This window comes from Mycolicibacter virginiensis, assembly GCF_022374935.2.
In the GTDB taxonomy this organism is placed as follows: domain Bacteria; phylum Actinomycetota; class Actinomycetes; order Mycobacteriales; family Mycobacteriaceae; genus Mycobacterium; species Mycobacterium virginiense.
The window spans coordinates 3,423,327-3,439,279 of sequence record NZ_CP092430.2 but is presented as its reverse complement, the minus strand read 5'-3'; the positions used below and the strand labels follow the sequence as shown (position 1 = coordinate 3,439,279).

At 70.3% G+C, this 15,953-nt stretch carries 13 protein-coding genes; 7 read left to right on the top strand and 6 right to left on the bottom strand.

The genetic code is table 11. From position 1 onward, the window contains the following. Positions 1 to 82: 82 nt before the first annotated feature. Positions 83 to 379, bottom strand: coding sequence for an MGMT family protein (locus tag MJO54_RS16665; RefSeq protein WP_046285555.1), 297 nt, complete (start codon positions 377 to 379; stop codon positions 83 to 85). A gap of 11 nt (positions 380 to 390) precedes the next feature. Next, a complete protein-coding gene (locus MJO54_RS16660) occupies positions 391 to 1,179 on the bottom strand; it encodes an alpha/beta fold hydrolase (RefSeq protein WP_240175201.1) in 789 nt (262 codons plus the stop codon). 58 nt (positions 1,180 to 1,237) lie between these two features. Between MJO54_RS16660 and MJO54_RS16655 the strand changes: the two genes are divergently transcribed. The 4 genes from MJO54_RS16655 to nudC are packed head-to-tail and all read left to right on the top strand — an operon-like array spanning position 1,238 to position 9,983. Then, positions 1,238 to 4,387, top strand: coding sequence for an ATP-dependent helicase (locus MJO54_RS16655; RefSeq protein ID WP_240175200.1), 3,150 nt, complete (start codon positions 1,238 to 1,240; stop codon positions 4,385 to 4,387). Further along, on the top strand, positions 4,384 to 7,896 hold the full coding sequence (locus MJO54_RS16650) for an ATP-dependent helicase (RefSeq protein WP_240175199.1): 3,513 nt from the start codon (positions 4,384 to 4,386) through the stop codon (positions 7,894 to 7,896). The genes MJO54_RS16655 and MJO54_RS16650 overlap by 4 nt, the downstream gene beginning before the upstream one ends. A 55-nt stretch (positions 7,897 to 7,951) precedes the next feature. Further along, positions 7,952 to 9,028, top strand: a complete 1,077-nt coding sequence (locus MJO54_RS16645) for a potassium channel family protein (protein WP_046285726.1) — start codon at positions 7,952 to 7,954, stop codon at positions 9,026 to 9,028. Positions 9,029 to 9,056: 28 nt separating this feature from the next. Then, on the top strand, positions 9,057 to 9,983 hold the full coding sequence (gene nudC, locus MJO54_RS16640) for an NAD(+) diphosphatase (protein ID WP_109403019.1): 927 nt from the start codon (positions 9,057 to 9,059) through the stop codon (positions 9,981 to 9,983). Between the two features lie 5 nt (positions 9,984 to 9,988). Here nudC and MJO54_RS16635 read toward each other — a convergent pair whose 3' ends face one another. Then, entirely contained in the window at positions 9,989 to 10,237 is a 249-nt protein-coding gene (locus tag MJO54_RS16635) for a mycoredoxin (RefSeq protein WP_046285727.1), read from the bottom strand. An 81-nt stretch (positions 10,238 to 10,318) separates the two neighbouring features. Between MJO54_RS16635 and MJO54_RS16630 the strand changes: the two genes are divergently transcribed. The 3 genes from MJO54_RS16630 (at position 10,319) to MJO54_RS16620 (ending at position 13,001) form a co-directional block, all read left to right on the top strand. Next, on the top strand, positions 10,319 to 12,427 hold the full coding sequence (locus MJO54_RS16630; protein WP_240175198.1) for an ATP-dependent DNA helicase UvrD2: 2,109 nt from the start codon (positions 10,319 to 10,321) through the stop codon (positions 12,425 to 12,427). A gap of 72 nt (positions 12,428 to 12,499) precedes the next feature. Further along, positions 12,500 to 12,631 carry a hypothetical protein gene (locus MJO54_RS16625; RefSeq protein WP_256364670.1) on the top strand — a complete coding sequence of 44 codons (132 nt, stop codon included), beginning with the start codon at positions 12,500 to 12,502 and terminating at the stop codon, positions 12,629 to 12,631. A 124-nt stretch (positions 12,632 to 12,755) separates the two neighbouring features. Next, entirely contained in the window at positions 12,756 to 13,001 is a 246-nt protein-coding gene (locus MJO54_RS16620) for a WhiB family transcriptional regulator (protein WP_046285740.1), read from the top strand. A gap of 12 nt (positions 13,002 to 13,013) precedes the next feature. Here MJO54_RS16620 and MJO54_RS16615 read toward each other — a convergent pair whose 3' ends face one another. From MJO54_RS16615 to MJO54_RS16605, 3 genes are read right to left on the bottom strand one after another with little or no spacing between them, the layout of a single operon-like run. Further along, the gene (locus tag MJO54_RS16615; protein WP_046285729.1) at positions 13,014 to 14,369 is read right to left on the bottom strand and encodes a macrolide-binding ATPase MABP-1; all 1,356 of its coding nucleotides are present in this window, start codon (positions 14,367 to 14,369) and stop codon (positions 13,014 to 13,016) included. Between the two features lie 55 nt (positions 14,370 to 14,424). Continuing rightward, the gene (locus MJO54_RS16610; RefSeq protein WP_046285730.1) at positions 14,425 to 15,294 is read right to left on the bottom strand and encodes a TOMM precursor leader peptide-binding protein; all 870 of its coding nucleotides are present in this window, start codon (positions 15,292 to 15,294) and stop codon (positions 14,425 to 14,427) included. A 40-nt stretch (positions 15,295 to 15,334) separates the two neighbouring features. Next, complete coding sequence (locus MJO54_RS16605) at positions 15,335 to 15,910, bottom strand: TetR/AcrR family transcriptional regulator (protein ID WP_240175197.1); 576 nt, start codon at positions 15,908 to 15,910, stop codon at positions 15,335 to 15,337. Between the last annotated feature and the right edge of the window lie 43 nt (positions 15,911 to 15,953).

The window sequence follows — 15,953 nt, the reverse complement described above, 5'->3', positions numbered from 1 at the left end:
TCTTTGCTCGCCGAACGTGTACACAGCGCGAGATTTCGGCCAATTTTTCGCGCTCAGTACACGCTCGCCGAATGTGCCGCCGTCAGAACCGGTGTCGCAGCGTGCGCAGATCCACTTTCCCGTCGACGGCCAGGACTCCTTCGGCGCGAAGGCGTTCCAACTGCTCGGTGCGCAAGTGGTCCGTCGGCCGTCCGGACGCCGGGAGCACCCGGTGCCAGGGCAGATCGGTGCCGTCGATGCGCAGAATCCAGCCCACGATGCGAGGACTGGAAAGCCCTGCCGCGGAAGCGACGTCGCCATAGGTGGTGACCCGGCCGGCGGGCACGCTGATGATCAGCGCGCGCACCAGCTCGACCTGTTCGTCGGTGATGGCCGCCACGGACCGCGCTCCTAGCGCCGGGCCAGCTGCGCGCGGATCACGGCGGCAGCCTCGGCGGGACGGGCCTGGTCGACCATGTGATTGCAGTCGAAGTCCACCAGCTGAAAGTTCGCGCCCAGCCGATCCCGCAAACCATCGATGAGCGCCGTTTCCACATACGGCGGCGAGGTGCGGGTGGCCCGCACCACGGTGGTCGGCGTGGATTTCGGCAGCACCACGGGGCGGGCCAGCTCGCTCCAGTACGACATCACCGCGGGCACGCTGATACGCCAACCGAAGCGGCCCGCGGGCAGCGCGACCAAATGCTCAGCGAGTTCGATGTCGAGCAGGCCGGGATCCACGTCGGACCACGCGCCGTTCTCCTTCTCGGCCCGCGCCTCCGCAGGGTCGGGGTAGTCGGGAGAGGCCAGCATCGCAGCGGCGATCGTGGCCATCCACTCGCCGTCCAGGCCGATCGCCGGGTCGAGCAGGATCAGCGTGTCGACCAGATCGGGCCGTGCCACGGCTAGATGCAGCGCTATGGCACCGCCGAAGGAATGCGCGACCACCGGGACCGGGCCAGCAGCGCCGTCCTCCAGCAGCGCCACCAGCGCCGCGACGTTGGCGTCGATGCTCCACGGGGCCGCCCACGATGAGTGCCCGTGGCCGATCAGGTCCGGTGCCGCGACGGCAATGTCGGACAGATGCTCGGCCACGTAGCGCCAGCGAGCCCCGTGACCGGTCAGCCCGTGGATCGCCAGGAGCCCCACCGGTCCGTCCGGGCCGTAGCGGTGCACATGCAGTCGATGATCGGGATTCACCCGTCGATGGTGCCAGCCGCGCCCAGACTTGTCGGAGGGCAGTGCTCTCATAGGCGGCATGCCACACGATTGGGGATCATCCGCCGCGCAGGCCGCCGCGGCACTCGATCCGCGCGCGCGTGGCGTTTTGCAGGTGCGCGGAGGACCCGGCACCGGCAAGACCCGCCTGCTGGAGGAGGTGGCCCACGCCCACGTCGCCGCCGGCGTGGACGCGAATTCGGTGCTGCTGCTCACGGGCTCGGGCCGGCTTCCCGCGGCGGACCGCGGAGCGCTGACCGCGACGTTGCTGGCCGCCGGCGGGCCCGACAGCGGCCAGGCGATCCGGGAACCGCTGGTGCGCACGGTGCACGGCTATGCCTTCGCGGTCCTGCAGCGCGCCGCCCGGCGGGCCGAGGCCACCCCACCACGGCTGGTCACCGGCGCCGAACAGGACAGCGTGATCCGGGAACTGCTCGCCGGGGACGGAGCCGGGGCCTGGCCGCCGTCGCTGCACGCGGCCCTGGCCACCGACGGCTTCGCCACCGAACTGCGGGACTTGATGGCGCGCTGCGCCGAACGGGGCGTGGATCCGGCGGAGCTGACCAGGTTGGGCAAGCGCTGCCGCCGCCCGGAGTGGACGGCCGCGGGCCGGTTCGCCCAGCAGTACGAACAGGTGATGCTGCTGCGCGCCGCGGTCGGTACAGCGGCGCCCCAGGCGACCACGCCGGCGCTGGGCGCAGCGGAATTGGTCGGGGCGGCGCTGGAGGCCTTCGCGACCGACCCGGATCTGCTCGTCGACGAACGTAGCCGGATCCGGCTACTGCTGGTCGACGACGCCCAGCAACTCGACCCGCAGGCGGCACGGTTGGTGCGGGTGCTTGCCGCCGGCGTGCACCGGACGGTGATCGCGGGCGACCCCGATCAGGCGGTGTTCGGTTTCCGCGGTGCCGAACCCACCGTCCTGCTGGGCGACGACGCGCAACCCGACGGAGCCGCGGTGCCCGTGGTGACGCTGACGACGTCGCACCGCTGCTCCCCGGCGGTGGCCAAGGCAATCAGCTTCGTCGCCGCGCGGCTGCCCGGGACCAGCGCCACGCGTCGCATCGAGGGCACCGGACCCGATGCCGGAGCGGTGAGCGTGCGCACCGCGGCCAGCAGCCACGCCGAGGCCGCCCTGATCGCCGACACCTTGCGGCGCGCCCACCTGATCGATGGGGTGCCGTGGTCGCAGATGGCGGTGATCGTCCGGTCGGTGCCGCGGGCGGCCGCGCGGCTGCCCCGCACCCTGGCTGCCGCCGGGATTCCGGTCATGTTGCCGGCCAGTGGTGGGTTGCTGGCCGAACAGCCCGCGGTGGCCGCCTTGCTGACGGTGCTGGAGTGCACCGCTGACGTCGTGGACGGAACTCGGGCGCTGGCCTTGCTCAGTGGGCCGATCGGGCGCGTGGACCCGATCTCCCTGCGGCAACTGCAACGCACCCTGCGCCGCGGCGCGGCCCGTCCGGGAACCCCGCATGAACGGCATGAGCCCGGAGACCGTCTCGCGGCTGTGCTCACCGGCGCGGCGGGTGAGCTGCCGGCCGCGCACGGCCGCGCGCTGCGCCGGGTTCGCGGGGTGTTGCAGGCCGCGGCCCGCAGCCACGCCGACGGCCGCGACCCGCACCACACACTGTGGCAGGCTTGGAATCGCTCAGGGCTGCAACAACGCTGGCTCTCGGCTGCCGAGCGCGGCGGTACGGCAGGCGCTCAAGCCGGTCGGGATCTGGACGCGGTGACCGCACTGTTCGACCTGGCTGAGCAGTACGCGGCGCGCACCGCCGGTGCCACCCTGAACGGGCTGGTCGAATACGTCACCGCCATGCAACTGGCGGCACCCCGCGTCGAGTCCGCAATGGGCACGGAGGCGGTCGGTGTGCTCAGTGCGCACGCCGCACTCGGGCGCGAATGGGATCTGGTGGTCATCGCCGGAGTCCAGGAAGGACTGTGGCCCAATACTGTTCCGCGCGGCGGCGTGCTGGGAACCCAGCGGCTCCTGGACACCCTGCACGGCTTCGGGGAAGAGGTCTCGGCTCGGGCCCCGCTGCTCGCCGAGGAGCGCCGGCTGTTGGTGGCGGCGCTGGGACGGGCACGGCGCCGGCTGGTCATCACCGCTGTCGACGGCGACGGAGACGGCGGCACCGAGGAACAACTCCCGTCGGAGTTCTTCGCCGAACTCGCGGCTTGCGCCACCGGTGATGCCGCAACAGCACCGGCGCCACCGGTCGTGGCCCCGCCGGTGCTGTCGGCGGCCGGGCTGGTGGGCCGACTGCGTGCCGTGGTCTGTGCACCGGAGACCGAGGTCAGCGACTCCGAACGCGCTGACGCTGCAACGCAATTGGCCCGACTTGCCCGGGCCGGGGTGCCCGGTGCCGATCCGCAGAGCTGGCATGGCGCGGCGCCGTTGAGCAGCGAGGAGCCACTTCGCCAACCCGGCGACGGACCGGTCACCCTGTCGCCGTCGGCGCTGCAGAGCCTGCTGGACTGCCCGCTGCGCTGGCTGGCCGAACGCCACGGCGGAACCGACGGTCGCGACCTGCGCTCGACGATCGGATCGGTGATACACGCGCTGGTCGCCGAATCGGCGGGCAGCCAGCAAGAACTGCAGGCCGAGCTGAGCCGGGCATGGCAGCGGCTGCCGTTCACGGCGCAGTGGTACTCGGCCAACGAACTCGACCGGCATCGCGCCATCATCGAGACATTTCTGGCATGGCGGTCCCAAACCCGTGGCGACCTCACCGAAGTCGGCACCGAGGTCGGCTTCGACGGAGTGATCGACGTCGGTGATGACGGGGTTCGGCTGCGTGGCCGGATCGACCGGGTCGAACGCGACGCCGCCGGCCGGCTGGTGGTCGTCGACGTCAAGACCGCGAAGACCCCGGTGAGCAAGGACGACGCACAACAGCACGCCCAGTTGGCCGTCTACCAGCTGGCGGTCGAAGCCGGGCTCATTGGGCCCGAGGAGCAGCCCGGCGGGGGCCGGCTGGTCTATCCCGCCAAACCCGGAACGGTCGGCGCCACCGAGCGCGAACAAGACCCACTCACGCCCGACACCGGCGGGCAATGGCGGGAGCGGATCGCGCAGGCAGCCGCGGCCACCGCCGGCCCGCAGTTCACCGCCCGGGTCAACGACGGGTGCCGGCACTGCCCGGTCCGGCCGATCTGCCCGGCCCACAACGGTGGGTGCGGCGCATGAGCGGCCGCTACGACCCCGCCGAACTGGCGGCCGCGCTTGGGTTGCACCAGCCCACCGAGGAGCAGGCCGCGGTCATCGCCGCCCCGCCGGGGCCGCTGGTGGTGATTGCCGGTGCGGGTGCCGGTAAGACCGAGACGATGGCCGCCCGGGTGGTGTGGCTGGTTGCGAACGGCTACGCCGACCCTGGCCAGGTCTTGGGCCTGACCTTTACCCGCAAGGCGGCCGGCCAACTGCTGCGCCGGGTTCGATCCCGGTTGGCGCGGTTGGCCGGCGCCGGACTGATGGCGGCCGAACCGGATAGATCCGGCGCGAAAGGTATCGACGGCGCCACGGCCACGACACCTGTGGTGAGCACCTATCACGCCTTCGCGGGCGCGCTGCTGCGCGAGCACGGGCTGCTGCTCGGCATCGAGCCCGATACCCGGCTGCTCACCGAGACCGGGCTGTGGCAGCTGGCGTTCGACGTGGTCAGCGGTTATCCCGGGGAGCTGGACACCGACCGGGATCCCGCTGCGGTCACCGCGATGGTGTTGCGGCTGGCCGGCCAGCTCGCCGAACACCTGGTGGACACCGACGCACTGCGCCACACGCACCTGGAGCTGGAGCGGCTGGTGCACACCCTGCCGCCGGGCCCGCGCCAGCGCGCCGAACCCAACCAGTCGCTGCTCAAGATGCTCGACACTCAGACCGAACGTGCCGAGCTGGTGCCGTTGATTGAGGCCCTGCACCAGCGCATGCGGGCGGAACGGGCAATGGATTTCGGCGCCCAGATGGCCACTGCCGCGCGCCTGGCGGAATCCAACGAGGCCGTCGGCGCCCGGTTGCGCGCAACCTACCGGGTGGTGCTGCTCGACGAGTACCAAGACACCGGGCACGCCCAGCGCATCGCCCTGTCGTCGCTGTTCGGCGGCGGTGTCGACGACGACCTGGCGCTGACCGCGGTGGGTGACCCGATCCAGTCGATCTACGGCTGGCGCGGTGCCTCGGCGACCAACTTGCCCCGATTCGCCACCGACTTCCCGCTCTCCGACGGCAGTCCGGCGCCCACCCTGGAGCTGCGGACCAGCTGGCGCAACCCGCCAGAGGTGCTGCACCTGGCCAACGAGATCTCCGCGGAGGCACGCCGGCGTTCCGTGACGGTGCAATCGCTCCGGCCGCGCCCGGCCGCGCCCCCCGGCGACGTGCGGGTCGCCCTGCTGCCCGACGTCGTCACCGAAGACGAATGGGTCGCCGAGGCCTTGCAGCGGTGCTACCGGCAGGCCGACGCCGACGGGGTGGATCCGCCCACCGCCGCCGTGCTGGTGCGGCGCAACGCCGACGCAGCGCCCCTGGCCGAGGCGATCCGCGCCCGCGGCGTGCCGGTGGAAGTGGTGGGGCTGGCCGGGCTGCTGTCTGTGCCGGAGGTGGCCGACCTGGTGGCGATGCTGCGGCTGATCCAGGAGCCGACCGCCGGCGCGGCGGCGATGCGGGTGCTGACTGGGCCGCGCTGGCGGTTCGGCGCCGCCGATCTCGCCGCGCTGTGGCGACGCGCCGCCGAGCTGGCCCGGCCCGAGCAGTCCGGTGCGCCGGTATCGGCCGCGGAGATCGCGGCCACGGCCGGGCCCGATTCGGAGACCGCATGTCTGGCCGATGCGTTGGCCGATCCTGGTCCGGCAGAGCGCTATTCGGCCGTCGGGTACCGGCGCATCGTCGCTCTCGCCGAAGAACTGACGTTGCTGCGCGGCCATCTGTGGCATCCGCTGCCCGATTTGGTGGCCGAGGTACGCCGGGTGCTAGGCCTGGACTGCGAGGTGCTCGCCGCGCAGCCGGTGGCGGCAAGTGCGGCGGGTACCGAACAACTCGACGCCTTCGCCGATGTGGTGGCCGGTTACGCCGAGGGTGCCGGGGCACAGGCTGCGCTGCCGGGTCTGCTGGCTTACCTGGATGCCGCCGCCGTGGTGGAGAACGGGTTGGCGCCGGCAGCGCCAGCAGTCGCTGCCGACCGCGTCCAGATCCTCACCGTGCATGCCGCCAAGGGGCTGGAATGGCAGGTGGTCGCGATACCGCACCTGGTGGCGCGGGTTTTCCCGTCGACCGCGTCGCGACGCAGCTGGCTCTCCGACGCATCCGAACTGCCGCCGCTGCTGCGCGGCGACCGGGCGCAGCCGTTTGGGCCCGGCGGTTCAGCGAGGTTCGACGGAGGAGAGGCGAAGCTGGGACCGCGGCATGAACCCGGCGGTTCAGCGAGGTTCGACGGAGGAGAGGCGAAGCTGGGACCGCCGCATGAACCCGGCGGTTCAGCGAGGTTCGACGGAGGAGAGGCGAAGCTGGGACCGCCGCATGAACCCGGCGGTTCAGCGAGGTTCGACGGAGGAGAGGCGAAGCTGGGACCGCCGCATGAACCCGGCGATCACGGCGTCCCGCTGCTCGACACTGACGCGGTCACCAACCGAAAACAGCTGTCCGACGCCATCTCCGAACATCAGCGCCGCTTGGATCAGCGGCGCGTCGACGAAGAGCGGCGGCTGCTCTACGTCGCTGTCACCCGAGCCGAAGACACCCTGCTGATCTCTGGCCACCACTGGGGGCAGGGCGAGGCCAAGCCGCGCGGGCCGTCGGATTTCCTCGCCGAGATCAAGGCGGTGATCGACAGCTCAGCCGATGAGGGGACGCCCTGCGGGACGGTCGAGCACTGGGCGCAGGCGCCGGCTGACGGAGAGAAAAATCCGTTGTGCGACACCGCAAATGAAGGAGTGTGGCCCGCTGACCCGCTGGACGGCCGCCGCGGTGATGTCGAACGCGGCGCGGCACTGGTCGCCGCGAAACTGCAGGCCGGCGAACCCCAGGACGACACGCCCTCGGCTAGCCGGTGGGCCGCCGACGTGGACGCCCTGCTGGCAGAGCGAGCCACGGCCGCAACCCAGCAGACCCGCACCCTGCCCAACCAGCTCTCGGTGAGCGGTCTGGTCGAGTTGAGCCGTGACCCCGATGGCGCGGGGCAGCGTCTAAGTCGCCGGCTCCCGGCTCGACCAGACCCGCATGCGTTGTTGGGCACCGCATTTCACGATTGGGTTCAGCGACTCTATGGCGCCGAGCGGCTCTTCGAACTTGAAGATCTACCCGGCGCCGCCGACGCCGACACCGCCCGCGCCGATGCGCAGGAGCTGGCCCGTCTGCAGGCGGCGTTCCTGGAATCGCCCTGGGCAGCCCGTACTCCCACCGCCGTCGAGGTGCCGTTCGAGATGGTCATCGGCAGCCGAGTGGTGCGCGGTCGGATCGACGCGGTGTTCGTCGAGCGCGACGGCGGCGTCACCGTGGTGGACTGGAAGACCGGAACGCCCCCCGACGGGCCTGACGCGCGCCGGCACGCGGCTGTCCAGCTCGGCGTCTACCGGCTTGCCTGGGCGGCGTTGACCGGCTGCCCGGCATCGCAGGTACGAGCCGCCTTCCACTATGTGCGTTCCGGGACCACCGTCATCGCCGACGAGCTGCCCGAACTGGCTGACCTGGCCGCGCTGCTCAACGCCTGACGATGGGTGTGGTTACAGTGGGTCCGTGCGTCAGGCTGACCGATGACCGCCCGTCGTGGCAGGAGCTAGCTGGCGGCGGTTGCGGCGTCTTGACGAGACGCTGACCGCCCAACCCAGTTATGCGCTCGTCGGCGTGTTGCGCATGCCGCACGGGCAGTCCAGTCCCGGCCGCACCGTCTACCGCCGAAGTCTGATCGCGCTGGCGGCGCTGCTGGTGTCCACGCTGTTCGTCTACGTCGACCGCGATGGCTACCAGGACGTGCAGGGCGACCGGCTGACCTTCCTGGATTGCCTTTACTACTCGGCGGTGACGCTGTCGACCACCGGATACGGCGACATCACGCCCGTCACCGAGTTCGCCCGCATGATTAACGTGCTGGTCATCACCCCGCTGCGGATCGCCTTCTTGATCTTGCTGGTCGGAACGACCGTTGAGGCGTTCACCGAGACCTCCCAGCAGGCGTTCCGCATTCAGCGTTGGAGGAAGAGAGTGAAAGACCACACCATCGTCATCGGATACGGAACCAAGGGCAAGACCGCGATCGCGGCGATGCTCGGCGACGACGAGACCACCCCGAGCGACATCGTGGTGGTGGACAACGACCGAGCCGTGCTCGAACGCGCCAAGACCGCCGGGTTGGTGACCGTCGACGGCGATGCGACCCGCTCGGATGTGCTGCGGCTGGCCAGCGCCCAGCGTGCGTCGGCGATCGTGGTGGCCACCGGCTCCGACGCCACGGCGGCGTTGGTGACGCTGACCGCCCGCGAGATCGCCCCGCAGGCCACCATCGTGGCGTCCATTCGGGAAGCCGAGAACCAGCACCTGCTGGAGCAGTCCGGCGCCAACTCGGTCGTGGTGTCCTCGGAGACCGCCGGACGCTTGCTCGGCATCGCCACCACCACGCCCCGGGTGGTCGAGATCATCGAGGACCTGCTCACCCCCGACGCCGGCTACGCCATCGCCGAGCGTGAGGTGGAGCAGCAGGAAGTCGGCGGATCGGCCAAGCATCTCAACGAGATAGTCCTCGCCCTGGTGCGCGAGGGTCGGCTGCTGCGACTGGATGCACCGGAGGTCGATGTGATCGAGGCCGGTGACCGGCTGCTCTACGTGCGTACGGTGGCCACCCAGTGACGGTCGCGGCGCGTCGGCGCGGGGAGGAATGATGGGCAACTTCCAGCTGCGGCAGGTGCCCCTGCTCTCACGCGTCGGGGCTGATCGAGCCGACCAGTTGCGTACCGACACCGACGCGGCCGTCGCCGGCTGGTCGTCCGCCGCGCTGCTGCGCGTTGATCCCCGTAACCAGGTATTGGTCGCCGGCGGCCGGGTGGTGCTGCACGAGGCCAGTGACCTGGCCGATAAACCGCCATCGGATGCGGTGTTTCTGGGTCGTGTCGAGGACGGTCGGCACGTCTGGGCGGTCCGCGGCGCGCTACAGGCGCCGACCGGGGCCGACGTCTCGGTGCTCGACATCCGTGCCACCGGTGACATCTTCGACGACGTCAGCGCCCAGTTGGTGTCCTCTGCCATCGCACTGCTGAATTGGCACGACCACGCCCGGTTTTCGGCCGTCGACGGCACGCCGACCAAGCCGGTGCGCGGCGGCTGGGCGCGGGCCAACCCGGTCACCGGTGTGGAGGAATTCCCGCGCATCGACCCGGCCGTGATCTGTCTGGTGCACGACGGCGCCGACCGTGTCGTGCTGGCCCGCCAGCACAACTGGCCGGTCCGGATGTTCTCACTGCTGGCCGGGTTCGTCGAGGCCGGCGAGTCATTCGAGACCTGCGTGGTCCGCGAGGTTCACGAAGAGGTCGGGCTGGCCGTGCGTGACGTGACCTATCTCGGTAGCCAGCCGTGGCCGTTCCCGCGGTCGCTGATGGTCGGCTTCCACGCCGTGGCCGACCCGGGGCAGACCTTCGTCTTCAGCGACGGCGAGATCACCGAGGCGGCATGGTTCACCCGCGACGAAGTGCGGGCCGCGTTGTCCGCCGGGACCTGGAACAGCGGCGACCCCGACGCCAAACTCCTGCTGCCCGGCTCGATCTCGATCGCCCGCACCATCATCGAGTCCTGGGCTGAAGCGAGCTGACGGGGCTAGCCGCCGAGGCGCTCCAGCTTCGCCTTGACCTCACGCCCGGTCGGGTTCGTGAGCGTCGAGCCGTCGGGGAAACGCAGCGTCGGCACCGTGCGGTTGCCGCCGTTGGCTGAGCTGACGAACTCCGCGGCAGTGGGGTCCAGCTCGATGTCGATCTCCTCGTAGTCGATCCCGAGGTTCTTCAACGAGGCCTTGAGCTGCCGGCAGTAGCCGCACCACTGGGTCGTGTACATGACGAGCTGGTTCATAACTCCCCAAACCTAATAGGTCGCTCGATGATTCCCGAATCGGCGTCGGGGCCCGTCGGGGGTGCCTGCCAAGATGGACGCATGGATGCGCTCATCGCCGGCCTCGACGAGGAGCAGCGCGCTGCGGTACTGGCGCCGCGCGGCCCGGTGTGCGTGCTCGCCGGCGCCGGGACCGGCAAGACCCGCACCATCACCCACCGCATCGCCCAGCTGGTCGCCGGCGGTCACGTCGCGCCCGGACAGGTACTGGCAGTCACGTTCACCCAGCGTGCCGCCGGCGAGATGCGGTCACGGCTGCGCGCACTGGGAGCGGCGGCCGGGGCGGGGGCGGCCGCCGGGGTCGGCGGAGTGCAGGCGCTGACCTTTCACGCCGCCGCCCGGCGGCAGTTGCGCTATTTCTGGCCGCGGGTGGTCGGTGACACCGGCTGGGAACTGCTGGACCGCAAATTCGGGGTGGTGGCCCGCGCCGCCGGCCACGCGGGGCTGCGGTTGAGCAATGACGACGTCCGCGACGTGGCCGGCGAGATCGAGTGGGCGAAGGCCTCCCTGATCGGGCCGGAGCAGTACCCCGCGGCGGTGGCCGCGGACGGCCGGGATATTCCGCTGGATGCGGCGAAGCTGGCCGAGGTCTACGCCGGTTACGAGGCGCTGAAGGCCCGCGGTGAAGTGGCGATGCTCGATTTCGACGATCTGCTGCTGCACACCGCCGCCGCGATCGAGAACGACGCGGCGGTGGCCGCCGAGTTCCGGGACCGCTACCGCTGCTTCGTCGTCGACGAATACCAGGACGTCACGCCGCTGCAGCAGCGGGTGTTATCGGCCTGGCTGGGCGACCGTGACGACTTGACCGTGGTCGGCGACGCCAACCAGACCATCTATTCGTTCACCGGCGCCTCGCCGCGCTATCTGCTGGACTTCACCCGCCGATTTCCCGAGGCCGCGCTGGTGCGCCTGGAACGGGATTACCGGTCCACGCCCGAGGTGGTGTCGTTGGCCAACCGGGTGATCGCTGCCGCGCGTGGGAGGGTGGCCGGCAGCAAGCTGAAGCTGATCGGCCAGCGTGAGTCCGGCCCGACGCCGACGTTCCGGGAGCATCCCGACGAGGTCGCCGAGGCCGCAGCGGTGGCCAAGTCCATCGCCCGGCTGATCCACGACGGCACCGCACCGGCCGAGATCGCCGTGCTGTACCGGATCAACGCGCAGTCCGAGGTCTACGAGGAGGCGCTCACCGAGGCCGGCATTGCCTATCAGGTGCGCGGCGGCGAGGGGTTCTTCACTCGCCAGGAGATCCGTCAGGCGCTGGTCGCCCTGCAGCGGGCCTCCGAACGAGCAGCCGAACGCGGCGCCGACGGGCCGCTGCCGCAGCTCGTCCGTGGTGTCCTGGCACCGCTGGGCCTGACCACCGAGCCCCCGACCGGTGCCAAGGCGCGCGAGCGTTGGGAGGCCCTCGGTGCGCTGGCCGAACTGGTCGATGACGAGGTGGCCCAACGCCCCGACCTGGACCTTCCGGCGCTGTTGACCGAGCTGCGGATGCGTGCCGACTCCCGGCACCCGCCGACCGTGCAGGGCGTCACCCTGGCATCGCTGCACGCCGCCAAGGGTCTGGAGTGGGATGCGGTGTTTCTGGTGGGCCTTGCCGATGGCACCCTGCCGATCTCGCACGCCCTGGCGCACGGCGCGGACAGCGAGGCCGTCGAAGAGGAACGCCGACTGCTCTATGTCGGCGTCACCCGGGCCCGGATCCACCTGACGCTGAGCTGGGCGCTGGCCCGCGCTCCGGGCGGGCGGGCCGGCCGCAAGCCGTCGCGGTTCTTGAGCGGTATTGATGGCGCGGTGCCGCAGTCGGATTCGCGTACATCCACCAAGCGCCGGGCCCGTGGCGCCCCGAAGTATTGCCGCATCTGCAACAAGGCGCTGGCCACCCCGGCGGCCATCATGCTCAGCCGCTGCGAGACCTGCGCCGCCGACGTCGACACCGAGTTGCTGGTGGCGCTCAAGGACTGGCGCCTGCGCACCGCCACCGAGCTGAAAGTGCCTGCCTACATTGTCTTTTCCGACAACACCCTGACTGCGATCGCCGAGATGCTGCCTGGCGACGAGGCCGCATTGGTGGCTATCCCGGGCATCGGCGCGCGCAAGCTGGAACAGTTCGGCTCCGATGTGTTGGAGCTGGTCCGCAGCCGGGGTTGAACCCGGGGTCCTGCCACTGGCGGCGTTAATTCGGTTGTGGGTCGGTGGGCCGAGCGGCTAACCTCGGATGCCATGACCACGATCAGCGTCCCGTTGGTAGCCGGCGCGCGCCATGCCGCCGCTGCCGAGGCGGCGGTACTGCGTCTTCGCCACGCAGTTGCCGCCGCCGCCGTAGACGCGTCCGTGCATCGGGGTTCGCCCTAACCGCAGCCCCCGCCCCCGATGGCCACGGACCCACCAGGATCCGTGGCCATTATTTTTGCTCGGCAGCCCGCCGACCGGCCCCGGATTCGAACCCCACGAACCGACCGGAAAGCAGGTACACACCATGTCGAGAACCCTGAAGTTGCCGTGTAACAGCGATCCCGACCTGTGGTTCGCCGACGACCCGGCCGATCTGGAGCGGGCCAAGGCACGGTGTGCTCAGTGCCCGATCCGCCAGCAGTGCCTGGCGGCGGCGTTGCAACGCGCCGAGCCGTGGGGCGTGTGGGGCGGTGAAATCCTTGACCGGGGCAGCGTCATCGGCCGCAAGCGACCCCGCGGACGTCCGCGTAAGGAGCCGGTGGCCGCGTAAACGGCCGCAGCGTCAGGCCGATGGACCGACCGCGATGTCTTCGGGATCGGTGAAGCCCGGCACCAATTCCTCGGAGAGCCGCTTGACCGGTACGTGGGCATCGAGCTGACACATGATCGCCGTGGTGGATCCGAGCACCCGCATCGGCATCGCGAGTTTTGGCGGCAGATCCAGCTGACGCGCGGTCTTGAGCTGCTCGACGGGGCGCTCCAGCTGCTTGCCGGCGATCCGCATCAGCCACTTGCGGCTGTAGTGGAACACCTCGACCTCGACGGGCTCGACGTACTGGCGCAGCATCTCGTCGATCTCGCGCACCGAGACGTTCTGACCCTTCTGGATGAAGCCGCCCTGGCGCATGACCGCGATGACCTTCTCGTAGTCCTTGTCCCGGGCGTAGCGCACCGCGGCGCCCAGTTCCGGGGGGAACCCGCCGGGCATCGGCGCCACCGCTCCGAAGTCGATGATGCCCATCCGGCCGTCGGCCAGCAGCATGAAGTTGCCCGGGTGGGCGTCGCCGTGGATCAGCTCCAGCCGGCGGGCGGCGTCCCAGGTGAACTCGGCCAGCCGGGTGCCCATCAGGTCACGCTGCTCGACGGTGCCGTTGCGGATGATCTCGGCCATGCCGACGCCGTCGATCCACTCCTGGATCACCGTCTTGGGGGCGCTGGCCACGACGTTGGGGATGTGGAAGTGCGGGTGGCCGGCGTAGGCCTTGGCGAAGATGCGCTGGTTGTCGGCCTCCAGCCGGTAATCCAGCTCCATCTCGGTGCGTTCGATCAGCTCGTCGATGACGCCCTTGACGTCCACGCCGGGGGCCAGCTGCTTGAAGATGCCGGTCAACCGCCGGATCGTCTTGAGATCGGCGCGCAGCGCCTCATCGGCGCCGGGGTACTGGATCTTGACCGCTACGGGACGGCCGTCGGCCCACACCGCCTTGTGCACCTGTCCGATGCTGGCTGAGGCGATGGGGGTGTCGTCGAATTCGGTGAAGCGCTCCCGCCACTTGGTGCCCAGCTGGGCATCGAGCACCCGGTGCACTTTGTCCGCGGGCAGCGGCGGAGCATCCTTCTGCAGCTTGGTCAGCGCCTCCCGGTAGGGCTCGCCGAACTCCTCGGGGATGGCCGCCTCCATCACTGACAGAGCCTGGCCCACCTTCATGGCGCCGCCCTTGAGCTCACCCAAGACCGTGAACAGCTGGTTGGCCGCCTTCTCCATGAGCTCGGCGGTGACCTCGTCCTTGGACTTGCCGGTTAGCCGCTTCCCGAGCCCGAGTGCTGCCCGACCGGCGAAGCCGACGGGCAGGCTGGCCAGCTTCGCATTGCGCGCTGCGCTTCCGCGTTTAATTTCTGACACGTGTCCATCATCCATGACGTTGTTGTGGTGCTGGTCACCGCGGTGACAATTTTCGGTGCCGGATGAGACCTCAGCAATCGCACAGCGGGTGGCGGACCCAGCGCCGTCTCATCATCGATCCGGTGGCCAGATCCAGCTCCAGGGTGGCGTCCAGCGTCGAAGGAGCAGTCAGGTCCGGGCGGGTTGCAGCGCCGCGCACCGCTGCGATCACCCGGTCGACTTGGCTCAGCGCCAGCGCCGCCGTTGCCAGCACGGTTGCCCGGTCGGCGTGGGCGGCGGTGTGGCGTAGCTGTGCGGCCACTGCGGGCCAGGCGGAGTCCCGGTCTCGCCGGTGCAGATCGGCGCACCGTAAACAACTGGTGACTCCCGGCAGGACCAGCGGGCCGACCACGCCGGTGCCGTCGCGCACCCGTACCGGCAGGTGCGGGACCCGCGCGGCGTGCAGCTCACGCACCAACCGCGGATCGGGAACCAGGTAGTCCGCCAGCACCACCAGATCGGTCCCGGCGGCGCTCACCGTGGCGTGCGGATGACTGCTGTGCCGGACCACGGCGCTCGAGCAGCGCAGCGACTCGACCAGCAGATCCGACAACGGCCCGCGGCCGTGCACCCGCAGCGAGACCGTGCGGCACTGACGGCGGGTGGCGGCGCCGCGCACGGCGACACGAGCCGCCACCAGCGAGACCAGCAGGTCGTCCAGATCTGCGGTGTCCACCGGGCCGTGTTGTGCGGCTTCATGGCGTAGCGCGGCCACCGTGGTCGGGATCTGCATTGTGCGTAAGACGGTGGCCAGCGCCGCCGTGCTCAGCCCGCGAGGAGGTCGCACCAGCACAGCGCGCCGTGGATCCCAGCCGACCTGGACCGCACCGTCGGGGCGCAGCAACACCGGCAGCGCCGGATCGAGGGCGTAGGTGCAGGTCTCGGAACCAACGCTGGTCACGCGGGCGACCCTGCCATGCCAGGCTGCGACGATCCTCCCGTCATCCACAGGGGGCAGAAACGATGCGCCGCGCGGCCTCCACAGCGGCGCGGCGTTGGCGTGCGATGACGGCGCGGTCGGTGAGGGACTCGTACGGGTCGGGGGAGTGCGCCCAGGCCAGGCCGATACCGAACAGCAGCGCCAGCAGATCGAGGGGATCCCAGGAGCTGTCGATGTGCCCGTCGGTCTGGGCGCTTTCGATGGCGGTGACCGCGTGCTGGAAGATCGCCTGCCCGTCGGCGTGGGGCTCGTCGAGGGCCAGTCCTTCTAGGCGGGCCCAGGTGATCATGCGCAGGTGTTCGGGACTGTTTCTGCCCAAATCGTAGACGTCGCCGGCGAATTCGGGCACCGCGTCGGGGCGCAGGGTGACCGAGCGATAGAACGCTGCCACGTCGGTGTCCACCACTTCGCGAAACAGTGCTTCCTTGTCGCCGAAGTGGGCGTAGAGACGTTCCTTGCTGGCGTGTGCCTCGCGGGCGATGCGATCGATGCGTGACCCGGCAAGACCATGGCGAGCGAACTCGGCGCGGGCAGCGTCAAGTATCTGACCACGCAGCTCGGTGGCGCTTCTTCTCACAGCAAGATCATAACCATACGAACTAGTTCGTTCTGTAATGTGA

Excerpts from the sequence above, each read along its gene's own strand:
- MJO54_RS16655 (WP_240175200.1), top strand. The coding sequence starts at position 1,238 with ATGCCACACGATTGGGGATCATCCGCCGCGCAGGCCGCCGCGGCACTC.
- MJO54_RS16650 (WP_240175199.1), top strand. The coding sequence starts at position 4,384 with ATGAGCGGCCGCTACGACCCCGCCGAACTGGCGGCCGCGCTTGGGTTG.
- nudC (WP_109403019.1), top strand. The coding sequence starts at position 9,057 with ATGATGGGCAACTTCCAGCTGCGGCAGGTGCCCCTGCTCTCACGCGTC.
- MJO54_RS16635 (WP_046285727.1), bottom strand. The coding sequence starts at position 10,237 with ATGAACCAGCTCGTCATGTACACGACCCAGTGGTGCGGCTACTGCCGG.
- MJO54_RS16630 (WP_240175198.1), top strand. The coding sequence starts at position 10,319 with ATGGATGCGCTCATCGCCGGCCTCGACGAGGAGCAGCGCGCTGCGGTA.
- MJO54_RS16625 (WP_256364670.1), top strand. The coding sequence starts at position 12,500 with ATGACCACGATCAGCGTCCCGTTGGTAGCCGGCGCGCGCCATGCCGCC.
- MJO54_RS16620 (WP_046285740.1), top strand. The coding sequence starts at position 12,756 with ATGTCGAGAACCCTGAAGTTGCCGTGTAACAGCGATCCCGACCTGTGG.
- MJO54_RS16615 (WP_046285729.1), bottom strand. The coding sequence starts at position 14,369 with ATGGATGATGGACACGTGTCAGAAATTAAACGCGGAAGCGCAGCGCGC.